The sequence below is a fragment of the Streptomyces sp. NPDC036764 genome (assembly GCF_055609385.1).
In genome coordinates, this window is sequence record NZ_JBVJPT010000003.1 from 595,002 (window position 1) to 608,196 (window position 13,195).

The following is a 13,195-nucleotide window of genomic DNA, read 5'->3' on the forward strand; positions in this document are numbered from 1 at the left end:
TTCTAGCGCGGCGCCGCTGTGCTCAGCGCTCGACCTCGCCCTTGATGAACTTCTCGACGTTCTCGCGGGCCTGGTCGTCGAAGTACTGGACCGGCGGGGACTTCATGAAGTAGCTGGACGCCGACAGGATCGGGCCGCCGATGCCGCGGTCCTTGGCGATCTTCGCGGCGCGCAGGGCGTCGATGATGACGCCGGCGGAGTTCGGGGAGTCCCAGACCTCGAGCTTGTACTCCAGGTTCAGCGGGACGTCACCGAAGGCACGGCCTTCGAGGCGGACGTAGGCCCACTTGCGGTCGTCGAGCCAGGCGACGTAGTCGGACGGGCCGATGTGGACGTTCTTCTCGCCGAGCTCCCGGTCGGGGATCTGCGAGGTGACGGCCTGCGTCTTGGAGATCTTCTTGGACTCGAGGCGGTCGCGCTCGAGCATGTTCTTGAAGTCCATGTTGCCGCCGACGTTGAGCTGCATCGTGCGGTCCAGGACGACGCCGCGGTCCTCGAACAGCTTCGCCATGACGCGGTGCGTGATGGTGGCGCCGACCTGGGACTTGATGTCGTCGCCGACGATCGGGACGCCCGCGTCGGTGAACTTGTCGGCCCATTCCTTCGTACCGGCGATGAAGACCGGCAGGGCGTTGACGAAGGCGACCTTGGCGTCGATGGCGCACTGGGCGTAGAACTTCGCCGCGTCCTCGGAACCGACGGGCAGGTAGCAGACGAGGACGTCGACCTGCTTGTCCTTGAGGACCTGGACGACGTCGACCGGGGCCTCGGCGGACTCTTCGATGGTCTCGCGGTAGTACTTGCCGAGACCGTCGAGGGTGTGGCCGCGCTGGACGGTCACGCCGGAACGGGGCACGTCGCAGATCTTGATCGTGTTGTTCTCGCTCGCGCCGATGGCGTCCGCGAGGTCGAGGCCGACCTTCTTCGCGTCGACATCGAACGCGGCGACGAACTCGACGTCACTGACGTGGTAGTCGCCGAACTGGACGTGCATCAGGCCGGGGACCTTCGACGCCGGGTCGGCGTCCTTGTAGTACTCGACTCCCTGAACCAGCGACGCGGCACAGTTGCCCACGCCGACGACGGCTACGCGAACCGAACCCATTCCGGTTGCTCCCTGTGTGTACGAGTGAGGCCCTGACTGGGCTCTCACGTGGCGGTGTCGCCGGGCGAATCCGTCCTGGGGTTGCCCCCGGGACGGGGCAGATCGCCCGGCTCTCCATTTGTGGTGTCCTGCTGAGCGGGCCCCCCGGAACCGGAACCCTTCAGGTCCCGCCCGGCCCGCTCGCTCTCGATGAGCTCGTTCAGCCAGCGCACTTCGCGCTCCACGGACTCCATCCCGTGGCGCTGAAGCTCAAGCGTGTAGTCGTCGAGGCGCTCCCGGGTGCGCGCCAGAGAGGCGCGCATCTTCTCCAGGCGCTCCTCCAACCGACTGCGACGGCCCTCCAGCACGCGCATGCGCACGTCCTGGGGTGTGCGTCCGAAGAAAGCGAATCGGGCAGCGAAATGCTCGTCCTCGTACGCATCGGGTCCGGTCTGGGAGAGCAGCTCCTCGAAGTGCTCCTTACCTTCCGCCGTCAACCGATAGACGATCTTGGCGCGACGGCCCGCGAGGGGTGCGGCGAGCGCGTCCTCGGTGGTGTTCCCCGGTTCCTCGATCAACCAGCCGTTGGCGACCAGCGTCTTGAGGCAGGGATAGAGCGTGCCGTAGCTGAACGCACGGAACACGCCCAGGGACGTATTGAGTCGTTTGCGCAGCTCATAGCCGTGCATCGGGGACTCACGCAGAAGGCCGAGTACGGCGAACTCGAGGATCCCGGAACGTCGGCTCACCCCTCGCCTCCTCGGCCCTATCTCGCGCTGATGTATCGACTCGATACATCAAGACGATAGAACGGCCTTCCGGGCAGGACAAGTGGGGGAACGGTGAACGGGATCACATCAACGATTCATGTGGAGCGAGTTGCCTGATTTGGGGTGAAGTTCGGGGCTAGGTGGGCTTTGACGGTGCGTAGTCTGTGCGCCATGCACAGCACCGGGAACCGAGTGACACCTGAGGGCGTCGTCATCCTTGGTGCAGTACGGGTGAATGAGGAACCGACCACATCCGTACTCCGGGGGGACCGGAAAACCGCCGCCGTTGCCAGGCGCCCAGGGGTGCGCCTGTCCAAGGAGTAGTCGTTCGATGAGCGAGCACCGTCGCAAACCGCCGCAGCCGCAGGGAGGCGGACGTGCCGCGGCCCGACGCGGTCAGGCCGGCTCGTCCGCCGGCCGCCGAGCGGCACCGCGAGGCGCCACCGGATCTCCCTCCGACTCGTACGGGTTGGGTTCCACCGGTTCGGTAGGCGAAGAACGTCCGTACGGCGGCCGCGCCGAGGCACGACGCGCGGCCCAGAGGAGCGCCGGTGGCAGGCGCAAAGCGCCTGAGCCGGGCAGAGGCGGCCGTCGCGCCGGCCCCGGCGGGCCGAGCGGTCCCGGTCGTGGCAGAGGGCGGGCGGTACCGCCGCCCAACAAGCGGTTCATCGACTATCCGCGCGCGGGCAAGGACGGCCTCGCGCGCTGGGTGCCGTCGTGGCGGCTCGTCACAGGAGCCTTCCTCGCGTTCCTGGGCGGCCTGGTCGCCGCTGCCGGCATCGGGTACGCCATGGTCGGGATCCCGAAGGCCCAGGACACCGCCCTGGCACAGAACAACGTCTTCTACTGGTCCAACGGCAAGCAGATGGCGGCGACCGGCGGTCAGACGAACCGCCAGCTCGTGAGCGATGCGGAGATCCCGCGGGAGATGAAGGACGCGGTGGTCTCCGCCGAGAACGCGTCCTTCTACGACGACAAGGGCATCGACCCCGCGGGTATCGCGCGAGCTCTGCTCAACATGGCGAAGGGCGGCGAGACGCAGGGTGGTTCGACGATCACCCAGCAGTTCGTCAAGAACACCTACCTGAGCCAGGAGCAGACGGTCTCCCGTAAGTTCAAGGAGCTGTTCATCTCCATCAAGGTCGGCCAGCAGATGTCGAAGGACGACATTCTCGCGGGCTACCTGAACACTGCCTACTACGGCCGTAACGCTTACGGCATCCAAGCGGCGGCTCAGGCGTACTTCGGTGTGGACGCCAAGAACCTCACGCCCACGCAGTGTGGCTTCCTGGCCTCCGTCCTGAAGGGCCCGAACTTCTACAACCCCGACGGTGGTGTGGGAGCGGGTGCCTCGGCGGAGGAGAACACCAAGCGGGCCAAGGAACGCTGGTCGTGGATCCTGGACCGCATGGTCGAGGTCGGACGCATGACGCCGGCGGACCGTGCAAAGGTCGGAGACTTCCCCAAGCTGAAGAAGCAGAACTCCAACCTCTCCGGGCAGTCCGGCTATCTGATCGACATCGCCAAGGAGTACGTCGCCAAGAAGGCAGGTCTCTCTCCCGAGGACCTGGAGAAGGGCGGCTACCGGATCTACACGACCTTCGACAAGGACAAGGTCAACCAGATGGCGGCGGCCGTCGAGAAGACGCGCAAGAGCTTCCTCAACGTCAAGAAGCGGGAGAAGGACAAGTACGTCCAGTTCGGCGGGGCGTCGGTCGATCCCAAGTCCGGAGCGATCGTCGCGCTGTACGGCGGCGAGGGCTACGACAAGGGGCACTACTCCAACAACGCCAACACGCTGGGTGTGCCGGTCGGATCGACCTGGAAGCCCATCGTGCTGGCGGCCGCGATGGAGTACGGGACCTACAAGACCAGCCCGGAGCCGCTCTCGCCGCTGGCCAAGTACAACGGCAACGACCTTCTGGAGATCAAGGACCAGAACGGCGATCCGATCATGGGCAATAACGGAAAGCCGTTCCGGCAGAAGAACGAGGGCACCACGGCCTGGGGCGAGGTGACGCTCAGGAAGGCCATGGAGCAGTCGATCAACAGCCCCTTCGCGCAGTTGGGCATCGACGTCGGCCTGTCCAAGACCCAGGAGATGGCGAACAAGATGGGTATCTCATCCGCCTTCTTCGACAAGGGCAACATCAGGAACGTGTCCTTCTCGCTCGGTACGTCGACCCCCAGCGCCATCCGCATGGCTGACGCGTACGGCACCTTCGCGGCGTCGGGCAAGCACTTCGAGCCGTACTCGGTCACCAAGGTCCTCAAGGACGGCGAGCCGCTCGAAGGGTTCGAGGAGCCGGAGGAGCAGACCGCCATGGACGAGAACGTCGCGAACAACGTGACGGACGTCCTGGAGAACGTGGTCAAGAACGGCACCGGTAAGAAGGTCGCGGACATCGGGTTCCCGGTGGCCGGCAAGACGGGTACGACCGACGAGAACAAGTCGGCGTGGTTCGTCGGCTACACCAGGGAGCTGTCCACGGCCGTCACGCTGTTCCGGACGGACCCGGGCAAGGGCAAGCTGCTCTCCATGAACGGCACCGGCGGTGTGCCCTCCATCCATGGTGGTGACATTCCGGCGCAGGTCTGGAAGGACTACATGGCCGAGGCCATGAAGGGCATCGACAACGAGCCCTTCCCCGATGCAGAGCCCATCGGGGAGATCATCGAGGAGACGCCTACGCCCACCGTGGCGCCGTCGCCCACCGAGACGGTCGAGGAGAGCCCGACGCCCACCCCGACGCCGTCGCAGACGGAGACCTCGCCGACGCCGACGCCCACCGGCACCTGTAGTGAGTTCGACTGGCAGTGCGACAACGGCAACGGTGGACAGAACGGCGGCTCGGACGGGGGTACAACCTCATCACCGACGCCAACAGCAACAGAGACGGACAACAGCGGAGGTAATGCCAACGGCAACGGAGGCATCTTCGGCGGACCGTCAGGCTGACCGAGGGCTCATCTGACGCGCGAAGGCCGGTGGCCGGCACCCAGTAGGCGGGTGCCGGCCACCGGCCTTTGTCGCTCGTGCGGGACCTGTTTCACGTGAAACGTCGGTTTCACGTGAAACACTCAGCCGCCCTACCCCTTTGCCCTCGCACCGTTCTCAGACTGGTACGGCAGGATGTGCCCCATGCCCAGTGCAGAGACGACGCCCACGAGCGTGCACGAGCCGGACCCGGTGCGGCCGACCAAGGAGGACGAGGTCGCCGCCAGCGGGAGCGAGCTGATTGGTGGCCCCATCGGACGGCGCGCCCTGCTCGGGACGTCATGGTGGACTCCCCTGCGGATCGTCGCGCTCGTGGCGATCGGCATGTTCGCTCTCGGGCTGATCCAGAAGGCGCCTTGCTACAACGGTGCCTGGTTCTTCGGTGCCAGCTCGCAGTACACGCATGCCTGCTACTCGGACATCCCGCACCTGTACCAGGGGCGCGGCTTCGCCGACGGGCTCGTGCCGTACTTCGACAAGCTCCCCGGCGACATGGAGTACCTGGAGTACCCCGTGCTGACCGGAGTTTTCATGGAGGTCGCCTCCTGGCTCACGCCGGGCAGCGGCACCATCCAGGACCAGGAGCAGTGGTACTGGATGGTCAATGCCGGGATGCTGATGGTGTGCGCGGCCGTCATCGCCGTCTGCGTGAGCCGCACGCAGGCTCGACGCCCCTGGGACGGCCTGCTGGTCGCCCTGGCCCCCGCCTTCGCGCTGACCGCGACCATCAACTGGGACCTGCTGGCCGTCGCCCTGACGGCTGCGGCGATGCTGATGTGGTCACGAGGCCGCTCCCTCGCCTTCGGGATCCTGCTGGGGCTCGCAACGGCCGCGAAGCTCTATCCCGTCTTCCTGCTCGGCCCGTTGTTCGTCTTGTGCTGGCGCGCGGGCAAGTGGCGGGACTTCGGCAAGGCGCTCGGCGGCACCGTACTCGCCTGGCTGGTCGTGAACCTTCCGGTGATGCTCCTCGCCTGGGACGGGTGGTCGCAGTTCTACCGGTTCAGCCAGGAGCGGGGCGTCGACTTCGGATCCTTCTGGCTGATCCTGGCCCAGAACTCCACCGACCCGCTGAGCACCGAGACCGTCAACACGCTTGCCACGCTGCTGATGCTGCTGTGCTGCGCCGGCATCGCCGCGCTCACGCTCACCGCGCCCAGGCGTCCGCGCTTCGCCCAGCTTGCCTTCCTGATCGTCGCGGCGTTCATCCTCACCAACAAGGTCTACTCGCCGCAGTACGTCCTCTGGCTGGTGCCCCTGGCCGTCCTGGCCCGGCCGCGGTGGCGGGACTTCCTCATCTGGCAGGCGTGCGAGGTGGCCTACTTCCTCGGGATCTGGATGTACCTCGCGTACACGACCAGCGGTGACGCTCACAAGGGGCTGCCGCCGGACGGCTACCACTGGGCCATCGGCGCGCACCTGCTCGGGACGCTGTACCTCTGCGCCGTCGTCGTACGGGACATCCTCATGCCGGAGCGCGATCCGGTGCGCCGTACCGGTGAGGACGACCCGTCGGGCGGCGTCCTCGACAGGGCGGAGGACGCGTTCGTGCTCGGCGCCGCGACGCATCCACCGCGGCATGCGGCCCACTCGATCGAGGAGCCTCACGTGGAGTGGGGCAACCGCGGGGCGGCCGGCGGTTCGCTCTGAGCGAACAGAGCGTAGGAAGGGCACGTCCAAGGCTGTACGCGAAGTGGGGCCAACACCGAGAAGGCCGTACACGGAGGAGTCCGTGTACGGCCTTTCGTGGTTACGGCGTTGCCGGGCGAGGGGGTCGTTCAGCGGCCGAGCGGCGTTGGATCAGCGGTCGACGATGCGGTCGAACTGGGTGGTGGTGTGCCGCAGATGGGCGACCAGCTCGTCGCCGACCTTCGGCTCCGGGGCGTCCGACGAGACGAAGAGGATCGAGACCTGCATGTGCGGCGGCTCCGCGAACCAGCGCTGCTTGCCTCCCCACACGAAGGGAGAAAGGTTCCGGTTGACCGTGGCGAGGCCGGCCCGTGCGACGCCCTTGGCGCGCGGCATGACGCCGTGGAGGGCCTTCGGGGCCTCCAGACCCACCCCGTGCGACGTACCGCCCGCCACGACCACCAGGAAGCCGTCAGAGGCCGCCTTCTGCTGCCGGTAGCCGAAGCGGTCGCCCTTGGAGACGCGCGTGACGTCCAGGACCGCGCCGCGGTACTCCGTGGCCTCGTGGTCACCCAGCCACAGCCGGGTGCCGATGCGGGCGCGGAAGCGGGTCTGCGGGAACTGCTGCTGGAGACGCGCGAGTTCCTCGGCCTTGAGGTGGCTGACGAACATCGTGTGCAGCGGCAGCCGGGCCGCGCGCAGCCGGTCCATCCAGCCGATGACCTCCTCGACGGCGTCGGAGCCGTCGGTGCGGTCCAGCGGCAGGTGGATGGCGAAGCCCTCCAGCCGGACGTTCTCTATGGCGGCGTGCAACTGAGACAGGTCGTGCTCGTTCACGCCGTGCCGCTTCATCGAGGACATCACCTCGATGACGACACGGGCGCCCACCAGGCCGTACACGCCGTCAACCGACGACACCGAGCGGATGACCCGGTCCGGCAGCGGGACGGGTTCCTCGCCGCGCCGGTACGGCGTCAGCACCAGCAGGTCACCGCCGAAGTAGTCCTTGATGCGTGCGGCCTCGTACGTCGTGCCGACGGCGAGGATGTCCGAGCCCAGCCGCGTGGCCTCCTCCGCCAGCCGCTCGTGCCCGAACCCGTAGCCGTTGCCCTTGCAGACCGGTACGAGACCCGGGAACTGCTCCTGCACGTGCTTGTGGTGCGCCCGCCAGCGCGCGGTGTCGACGTAGAGCGTGAGCGCCATGGCCGGACCTGGAACCTTTCTGGTGGCTGCGGTGTATCAGAGATATGGAAGCTATCGACGGTGCAGCTATTGACGGTATCGAAGCAGAGATCGCAAGGTCAGCGACGCGACATGTAGATGTCGAGCGCCTTGTGCAGCAGCTTGTTCAGCGGGAAGTCCCACTCCCCGAGGTACTCGGCGGCCTGGCCGCCCGTGCCCACCTTGAACTGGATCAGGCCGAAGAGGTGGTCGGTCTCGTCCAGCGAGTCGGAGATGCCGCGCAGGTCGTAGACGGTGGCGCCGAGCGCGTAGGCGTCGCGCAGCATCCGCCACTGCATCGCGTTCGAGGGCCGGACCTCACGGCCGATGTTGTCGGAGGCGCCGTAGGAGTACCAGACGTGCCCGCCGACGATCAGCATCGTCGCCGCGGACAGGTTCACGCCGTTGTGGCGGGCGAAGTACAGCCGCATGCGGTTGGGGTCCTCGGTGTTGAGGGCCGTCCACATGCGCTGGAAGTACGACAGCGGACGCGGCCGGAAGTGGTCACGCACGGCCGTGATCTCGTACAGGCGCTGCCATTCCTCGAGGTCCTGGTAACCGCCCTGGACGACCTCGACACCGGCCTTCTCGGCCTTCTTGATGTTGCGTCGCCAGAGCTGGTTGAAGTTCTTGTGGACCTCTTCCAGGGACCGGTTGGCCAGTGGCACCTGGTAGACGTAGCGGGGCTGCACGTCGCCGAAGCCGGCCCCGCCGTCCTCGCCCTGCTGCCAGCCCATCCGGCGCAGCTTGTCCGCGACCTCGAAGGCGCGCGGTTCGATGAAGTCGGCCTCGATGTCGCGCAGCCGCTTCACGTCCGGGTTCTGGATGCCCGCCTTGATGGAGGTGGCCTCCCAGCGCCGGATGATCACCGGCGGGCCCATCTTCACGGAGAAGGCGCCCTGCTGCTTCAGGTGCGCGAGCATCGGTTCCAGCCACTCGGTCAGATTCGGCGTGAACCAGTTGATGACCGGACCCTCGGGCAGGTAGGCGAGGTAGCGCTTGATCTTGGGAAGCTGCCGGTAGAGGACGAGACCCGCGCCGACCAGCTCACCGCTCCTGTCGAACCAGCCGAGGCTCTCCGAACGCCACTCAGCCTTGACGTCAGCCCAGGCCGGGACCTGCATGTGGCTGGCCGCCGGCAGGCTCTGGATGTAGGCCAGATGCTGCTCGCGACTGATCGTCCTCAGGGTCAGGCTCATTCGGGGCGCTCCTCGGGCTGGTGTGTCCCCATGGGTTCAGGGGCTCCGGCTCTCGCGGAAGCCTACTGCGCCTTTGGAGCGCCCCGACTGGGCGTACGGCAGCTTCGCCCCGGCCAACGCGCCGCCGAGGCGTTCGAGAGTGTTCTATGCGCTGTTCTACCGGTGTTCGGGGGACGGACTCCCCGGCCGGTGCCAGGAGGGCATTGCCCGGGCGTCAGAAGCCGCCGAAGAGCCCGCCGTGCGCCATGCCGAGGAAGAAGCCGACTCCGGAGGCGCCGAGGCCCACGATCAGGCCGAAGCGCTCACGGGTCGTCACCGAGATCCACTGGCCGTACGCCCCGGCGATGATGCCCACCAGACCCGTCCAGGAGCTGAGCAGGTGCAGGAAGTCGAACTGTGCCGTGATGAACGAGGTGATGCCGAGCACCAGGGTCACCACGAGCAGGGTGTCCTGGATGGGATGGGGCTTTCCGTCCGTGGCGAAGAGGCCTCCGACGGTGTTGGGTCGCAATGCCTGTGCCATAGGGCACCTCCTGCGGAAGGCGGCGCATCGTAGCGCCATACACACCCGATGTGTACAGATTGTGGGCGACGGCGGCCGGATTTCAACCGGAAGCGGGTGTGCGGGTACTGTGTACCGTCTGCACCGATGTCTGCCCGGGCCGGCTTGAGGAAACCGCAAGGTCACCCTCGATTGTCAGTGCCCGCAGATACCGTTGCGTACGCATCACAACCCTCCTGCCACGGAACGACCGTGGCCGCTGAGTCCAAAGGAGGTGGGTTCCACATGCGTCACTACGAGGTGATGGTCATCCTCGACCCCGATCTGGAGGAGCGCGCTGTCGCCCCCCTGATCGAGAACTTCCTCTCCGTCGTCCGTGAGGGCAACGGCAAGGTCGAGAAGGTCGACACCTGGGGCCGTCGTCGTCTCTCGTACGAGATCAAGAAGAAGCCCGAGGGCATCTACTCGGTCATCGATCTGCAGGCTGAGCCCGCGATCGTCAAGGAGCTCGACCGCCAGATGAACCTGAACGAGTCGGTCCTCCGGACCAAGGTCCTCCGCCCCGAGACCCACTGAGCTCTCCCGCTCATCTGATCTCGGGATCCGAGTAGCAGCACAAGCAGCCAGCAGCAAACCCGCCGAGAGGTTCCCCCAATGGCAGGCGAGACCGTCATCACGGTCGTCGGCAATCTTGTCGATGACCCCGAGCTGCGCTTCACCCCGTCCGGTGCGGCGGTCGCGAAGTTCCGTGTCGCGTCCACTCCCCGCACCTTCGACCGTCAGACGAACGAGTGGAAGGACGGCGAGAGCCTGTTCCTGACCTGCTCGGTCTGGCGTCAGGCGGCGGAGAACGTTGCCGAGTCGCTTCAGCGAGGCATGCGCGTCATCGTGCAGGGCCGGCTGAAGCAGCGGTCCTACGAGGACCGTGAGGGCGTCAAGCGCACGGTCTACGAGCTGGACGTCGAGGAAGTCGGCGCCAGCCTGCGGAACGCCACGGCGAAGGTCACCAAGACCTCCGGTGGTGGCGCCCGCGGTGGCCAGGGTGGTTACGGCGGCGGTGGCGGCCAGGGTGGCGGCGGCTGGGGTGGAAACTCCGGCGGCGGCCAGCAGGGCGGTGGCGGTGCTCCCGCCGACGACCCGTGGGCGACCGGCGCTCCCGCCGGTGGCAACCAGGGCGGCGGCGGTGGCGGCGGCTGGGGTGGAAACTCCGGCGGCGGCGCTGGCGGCGGCTACTCGGACGAGCCCCCCTTCTAGACCCTCGGGTCTGGGGTGGGCCGTACCCAAACTTCTTGATCACACAGGAGAATCACCATGGCGAAGCCGCCTGTGCGCAAGCCGAAGAAGAAGGTCTGCGCATTCTGCAAGGACAAGGTCACGTACGTGGACTACAAGGACACGAACATGCTGCGGAAGTTCATTTCCGACCGCGGCAAGATCCGTGCCCGCCGCGTGACCGGCAACTGCACGCAGCACCAGCGTGACGTCGCCACGGCCGTCAAGAACAGCCGTGAGATGGCGCTGCTGCCCTACACCTCCACCGCGCGATAAGGGAAGGGTGACCGAAACATGAAGATCATCCTCACCCACGAGGTCTCCGGCCTCGGTGCCGCGGGCGACGTCGTTGACGTCAAGGACGGTTACGCTCGCAACTACCTCATCCCGCGGAAGTTCGCTATCCGCTGGACCAAGGGTGGCGAGAAGGACGTCGAGCAGATCCGTCGTGCTCGCAAGATCCACGAGATCCAGACCATCGAGCAGGCCAACGCTGTCAAGGCCCAGCTCGAGGGTGTGAAGGTCCGTCTGGCCGTCCGCTCGGGCGACGCCGGCCGTCTCTTCGGTTCCGTCACGCCGGCCGACATCGCTTCCGCGATCAAGGCTGCCGGTGGCCCCGAGGTCGACAAGCGCCGCATCGAGCTGGGCTCCCCGATCAAGACGCTGGGCGCCCACGAGACGTCCGTGCGTCTGCACGCCGAGGTTGCCGCCAAGGTCAACGTCGAGGTCATCGCAGCCTGATCGCTGCGCTCGGCTTGAGTGCTGAATGAAGGGGCCGTACCTGTTGAGGTACGGCCCCTTCATTGTGGGGCAGGCGAACGTGCGGCTCGGGAGGCGGCGACAGGCCGGGGTCCGTTTCACGTGAAACAGCGTGTTTCACGTGAAACAGTCAGCGCGTCGCGCCCGTGACGATCCAACGCCCCGAACGGGCGCGTAGCCAGAGGGTCAGCATGCGTACCGCCATCATCAGCGTCATGGCCACCCAGATCGCTGTGAGGCCGCCGCCGACCACGGGAACGAGCAGCGCGACTGGAGTGAACACTGCCAGCGTGAGCACCATGGCCCAGGCGAGGTAGGGCCCGTCTCCCGCTCCCATCAGGACGCCGTCCAGTACAAAGACGACGCCGCAGATCGGCTGGGAGAACGCCACCACGAGAAGGGCGGGCAGGGCAGCGTCCTTGACTACCGGGTCGCTGGTGAACAACGGCAGGAATAGCGGTCGGGAGATCACTACGAGCAGGCCCAGGACGACGCCTGCTGCGATGCCCCACTCCACCATGCGGCGGCAGGCGGCTCGGGCACCCTCGGCGTCGCCGGCGCCGAGATACCTGCCGATGATGGCCTGGCCTGCGATGGCGATGGCGTCCAGTGCGAAGGCGAGCAGGCTCCACAGCGAAAGGATGATCTGGTGCGCGGCGATGTCTGCATCCCCGAGGCGGGCAGCGACAGCCGTCGCGATCATAAGGATCGCCCTCAGCGAGAGTGTGCGGACCAGCAGAGGCACTCCGGCCTGTGCGGAGGCCCTGATGCCGGCCGCGTCGGGACGCAGGGAGGCCCCGTGCCTGCGAGCTCCGCGCACTACGACCACGAGATAGATCACGGCCATTCCGCACTGGGCGATGACCGTGCCCCAGGCGGAACCTGCGATGCCGAGGTCGGCGCCATAGACGAGGCCCACGTTGAGGGCGGCGTTCGCGACGAAGCCGGCCACGGCGACATAGAGCGGTGTCCTGGTGTCCTGGAGGCCGCGCAGGACGCCGGTGGCGGCGAGCACGACGAGCATGGCCGGTATGCCGAGTGCCGAGATCCGTAGATAGGTGGTGGCGTACGGAGCCGCGGTGTCCGAGGCGCCGAAGAGTTCCACGAGGAACGGTGCTGTGGGCAGGACGACCGCGATGACGGCGACACCCAGGACGATGGCCAGCCAGATGCCGTCCATGCCCTGGCGTATCGCGGCCTGAAGGTCACCGGCGCCCACTCGTCGCGCGACGGCCGCTGTGGTGGCGTAAGCGAGGAAGACGAAGACACTGACGGCGGTCATCAGGAGGGCCGAAGCGACCCCGAGCCCGGCGAGCTGTGCGGTGCCGAGATGGCCGACGATCGCACTGTCGGCCATGACGAAGAGGGGCTCGGCGACGAGCGCGCCGAAGGCCGGGACGGCCAGTGAGACGATCTCTCGATCGTGCTGTCGCCGGGCAGCCTTGGGTGTCGCGGGGGCCTGTGTCATGGCCACCAATCTAATCGTCCACAGGTAAGAGATGCAATCAGGCAGTGACCCTTACTCGCCGTCTCGCGTCGTGTGCTTTCGCGCACCGTTCGAAGCGATCTTGGTCCGACTGGGAAAGTTTTTCTTCTGCACAGCCGGTGGACGATAAACCGGCAGGTCAGAGAGGGTCATCGGGAATGAGTCGGAGCTTGTTCACAGGGCTGTCCACCGGGTCGTGCACAGGTTTTGAGGAGTTCTCCACAGCATCCGGGCCGTCGTCCACATGGCCTGTGGATAACCAGATTGGCTGACGGTGC

At 66.7% G+C, this 13,195-nt stretch carries 12 protein-coding genes; 6 read left to right on the forward strand and 6 right to left on the reverse strand.

All coding sequences use genetic code 11. From position 1 onward, the window contains the following. Positions 1-22: 22 nt before the first annotated feature. Entirely contained in the window at positions 23-1,105 is a 1,083-nt protein-coding gene (locus ACZ69Q_RS17695; protein ID WP_471042363.1) for an inositol-3-phosphate synthase, read from the reverse strand. Between the two features lie 44 nt (positions 1,106-1,149). Further along, a complete protein-coding gene (locus tag ACZ69Q_RS17700) occupies positions 1,150-1,833 on the reverse strand; it encodes a PadR family transcriptional regulator (protein WP_471042365.1) in 684 nt (227 codons plus the stop codon). 352 nt (positions 1,834-2,185) lie between these two features. On the opposite strand from ACZ69Q_RS17700, the gene ACZ69Q_RS17705 reads away from it, so the two are divergent. Continuing rightward, positions 2,186-4,813 (forward strand): transglycosylase domain-containing protein, encoded by a 2,628-nt coding sequence (locus ACZ69Q_RS17705; protein ID WP_471042368.1) that lies wholly within the window; start codon positions 2,186-2,188, stop codon positions 4,811-4,813. Between the two features lie 183 nt (positions 4,814-4,996). Further along, positions 4,997-6,499 carry a glycosyltransferase family 87 protein gene (locus ACZ69Q_RS17710; RefSeq protein WP_471042371.1) on the forward strand — a complete coding sequence of 501 codons (1,503 nt, stop codon included), beginning with the start codon at positions 4,997-4,999 and terminating at the stop codon, positions 6,497-6,499. A 150-nt stretch (positions 6,500-6,649) separates the two neighbouring features. On the opposite strand, the gene ACZ69Q_RS17715 is transcribed toward ACZ69Q_RS17710, so the two are convergent. The 3 genes from ACZ69Q_RS17715 to ACZ69Q_RS17725 form a co-directional block, all read right to left on the reverse strand. Continuing rightward, positions 6,650-7,681, reverse strand: a complete 1,032-nt coding sequence (locus ACZ69Q_RS17715) for an alanine racemase (protein WP_471042374.1) — start codon at positions 7,679-7,681, stop codon at positions 6,650-6,652. Positions 7,682-7,779: 98 nt separating this feature from the next. Further along, on the reverse strand, positions 7,780-8,898 hold the full coding sequence (gene femX / locus ACZ69Q_RS17720) for a peptidoglycan bridge formation glycyltransferase FemX (protein ID WP_030951926.1): 1,119 nt from the start codon (positions 8,896-8,898) through the stop codon (positions 7,780-7,782). A 214-nt stretch (positions 8,899-9,112) separates the two neighbouring features. Next, a complete protein-coding gene (locus ACZ69Q_RS17725) occupies positions 9,113-9,421 on the reverse strand; it encodes a hypothetical protein (RefSeq protein ID WP_471042376.1) in 309 nt (102 codons plus the stop codon). Positions 9,422-9,685: 264 nt separating this feature from the next. On the opposite strand from ACZ69Q_RS17725, the gene rpsF reads away from it, so the two are divergent. The 4 genes from rpsF (at position 9,686) to rplI (ending at position 11,413) form a co-directional block, all read left to right on the forward strand. Further along, positions 9,686-9,976: a 30S ribosomal protein S6 gene (gene rpsF / locus ACZ69Q_RS17730; protein WP_010353482.1), complete on the forward strand. Its 291-nt coding sequence runs from the start codon at positions 9,686-9,688 to the stop codon at positions 9,974-9,976. A 78-nt stretch (positions 9,977-10,054) separates the two neighbouring features. Then, positions 10,055-10,654 carry a single-stranded DNA-binding protein gene (locus ACZ69Q_RS17735; protein ID WP_471042379.1) on the forward strand — a complete coding sequence of 200 codons (600 nt, stop codon included), beginning with the start codon at positions 10,055-10,057 and terminating at the stop codon, positions 10,652-10,654. A gap of 57 nt (positions 10,655-10,711) precedes the next feature. Then, entirely contained in the window at positions 10,712-10,948 is a 237-nt protein-coding gene (gene rpsR, locus ACZ69Q_RS17740) for a 30S ribosomal protein S18 (protein ID WP_003949403.1), read from the forward strand. Between the two features lie 18 nt (positions 10,949-10,966). Beyond that, positions 10,967-11,413 (forward strand): 50S ribosomal protein L9, encoded by a 447-nt coding sequence (rplI, locus tag ACZ69Q_RS17745; RefSeq protein WP_471042382.1) that lies wholly within the window; start codon positions 10,967-10,969, stop codon positions 11,411-11,413. A 148-nt stretch (positions 11,414-11,561) separates the two neighbouring features. Here rplI and ACZ69Q_RS17750 read toward each other — a convergent pair whose 3' ends face one another. Next, the gene (locus tag ACZ69Q_RS17750) at positions 11,562-12,899 is read right to left on the reverse strand and encodes an MATE family efflux transporter (protein WP_471042384.1); all 1,338 of its coding nucleotides are present in this window, start codon (positions 12,897-12,899) and stop codon (positions 11,562-11,564) included. Between the last annotated feature and the right edge of the window lie 296 nt (positions 12,900-13,195).

Coding starts and splice junctions, on each gene's coding strand:
- rpsF (WP_010353482.1), top strand. CDS start 9,686: ATGCGTCACTACGAGGTGATGGTCATCCTCGACCCCGATCTGGAGGAG.
- rpsR (WP_003949403.1), top strand. CDS start 10,712: ATGGCGAAGCCGCCTGTGCGCAAGCCGAAGAAGAAGGTCTGCGCATTC.
- ACZ69Q_RS17695 (WP_471042363.1), bottom strand. CDS start 1,105: ATGGGTTCGGTTCGCGTAGCCGTCGTCGGCGTGGGCAACTGTGCCGCG.
- ACZ69Q_RS17710 (WP_471042371.1), top strand. CDS start 4,997: ATGCCCAGTGCAGAGACGACGCCCACGAGCGTGCACGAGCCGGACCCG.
- femX (WP_030951926.1), bottom strand. CDS start 8,898: ATGAGCCTGACCCTGAGGACGATCAGTCGCGAGCAGCATCTGGCCTAC.
- rplI (WP_471042382.1), top strand. CDS start 10,967: ATGAAGATCATCCTCACCCACGAGGTCTCCGGCCTCGGTGCCGCGGGC.
- ACZ69Q_RS17725 (WP_471042376.1), bottom strand. CDS start 9,421: ATGGCACAGGCATTGCGACCCAACACCGTCGGAGGCCTCTTCGCCACG.
- ACZ69Q_RS17705 (WP_471042368.1), top strand. CDS start 2,186: ATGAGCGAGCACCGTCGCAAACCGCCGCAGCCGCAGGGAGGCGGACGT.
- ACZ69Q_RS17750 (WP_471042384.1), bottom strand. CDS start 12,899: ATGACACAGGCCCCCGCGACACCCAAGGCTGCCCGGCGACAGCACGAT.
- ACZ69Q_RS17735 (WP_471042379.1), top strand. CDS start 10,055: ATGGCAGGCGAGACCGTCATCACGGTCGTCGGCAATCTTGTCGATGAC.
- ACZ69Q_RS17715 (WP_471042374.1), bottom strand. CDS start 7,681: ATGGCGCTCACGCTCTACGTCGACACCGCGCGCTGGCGGGCGCACCAC.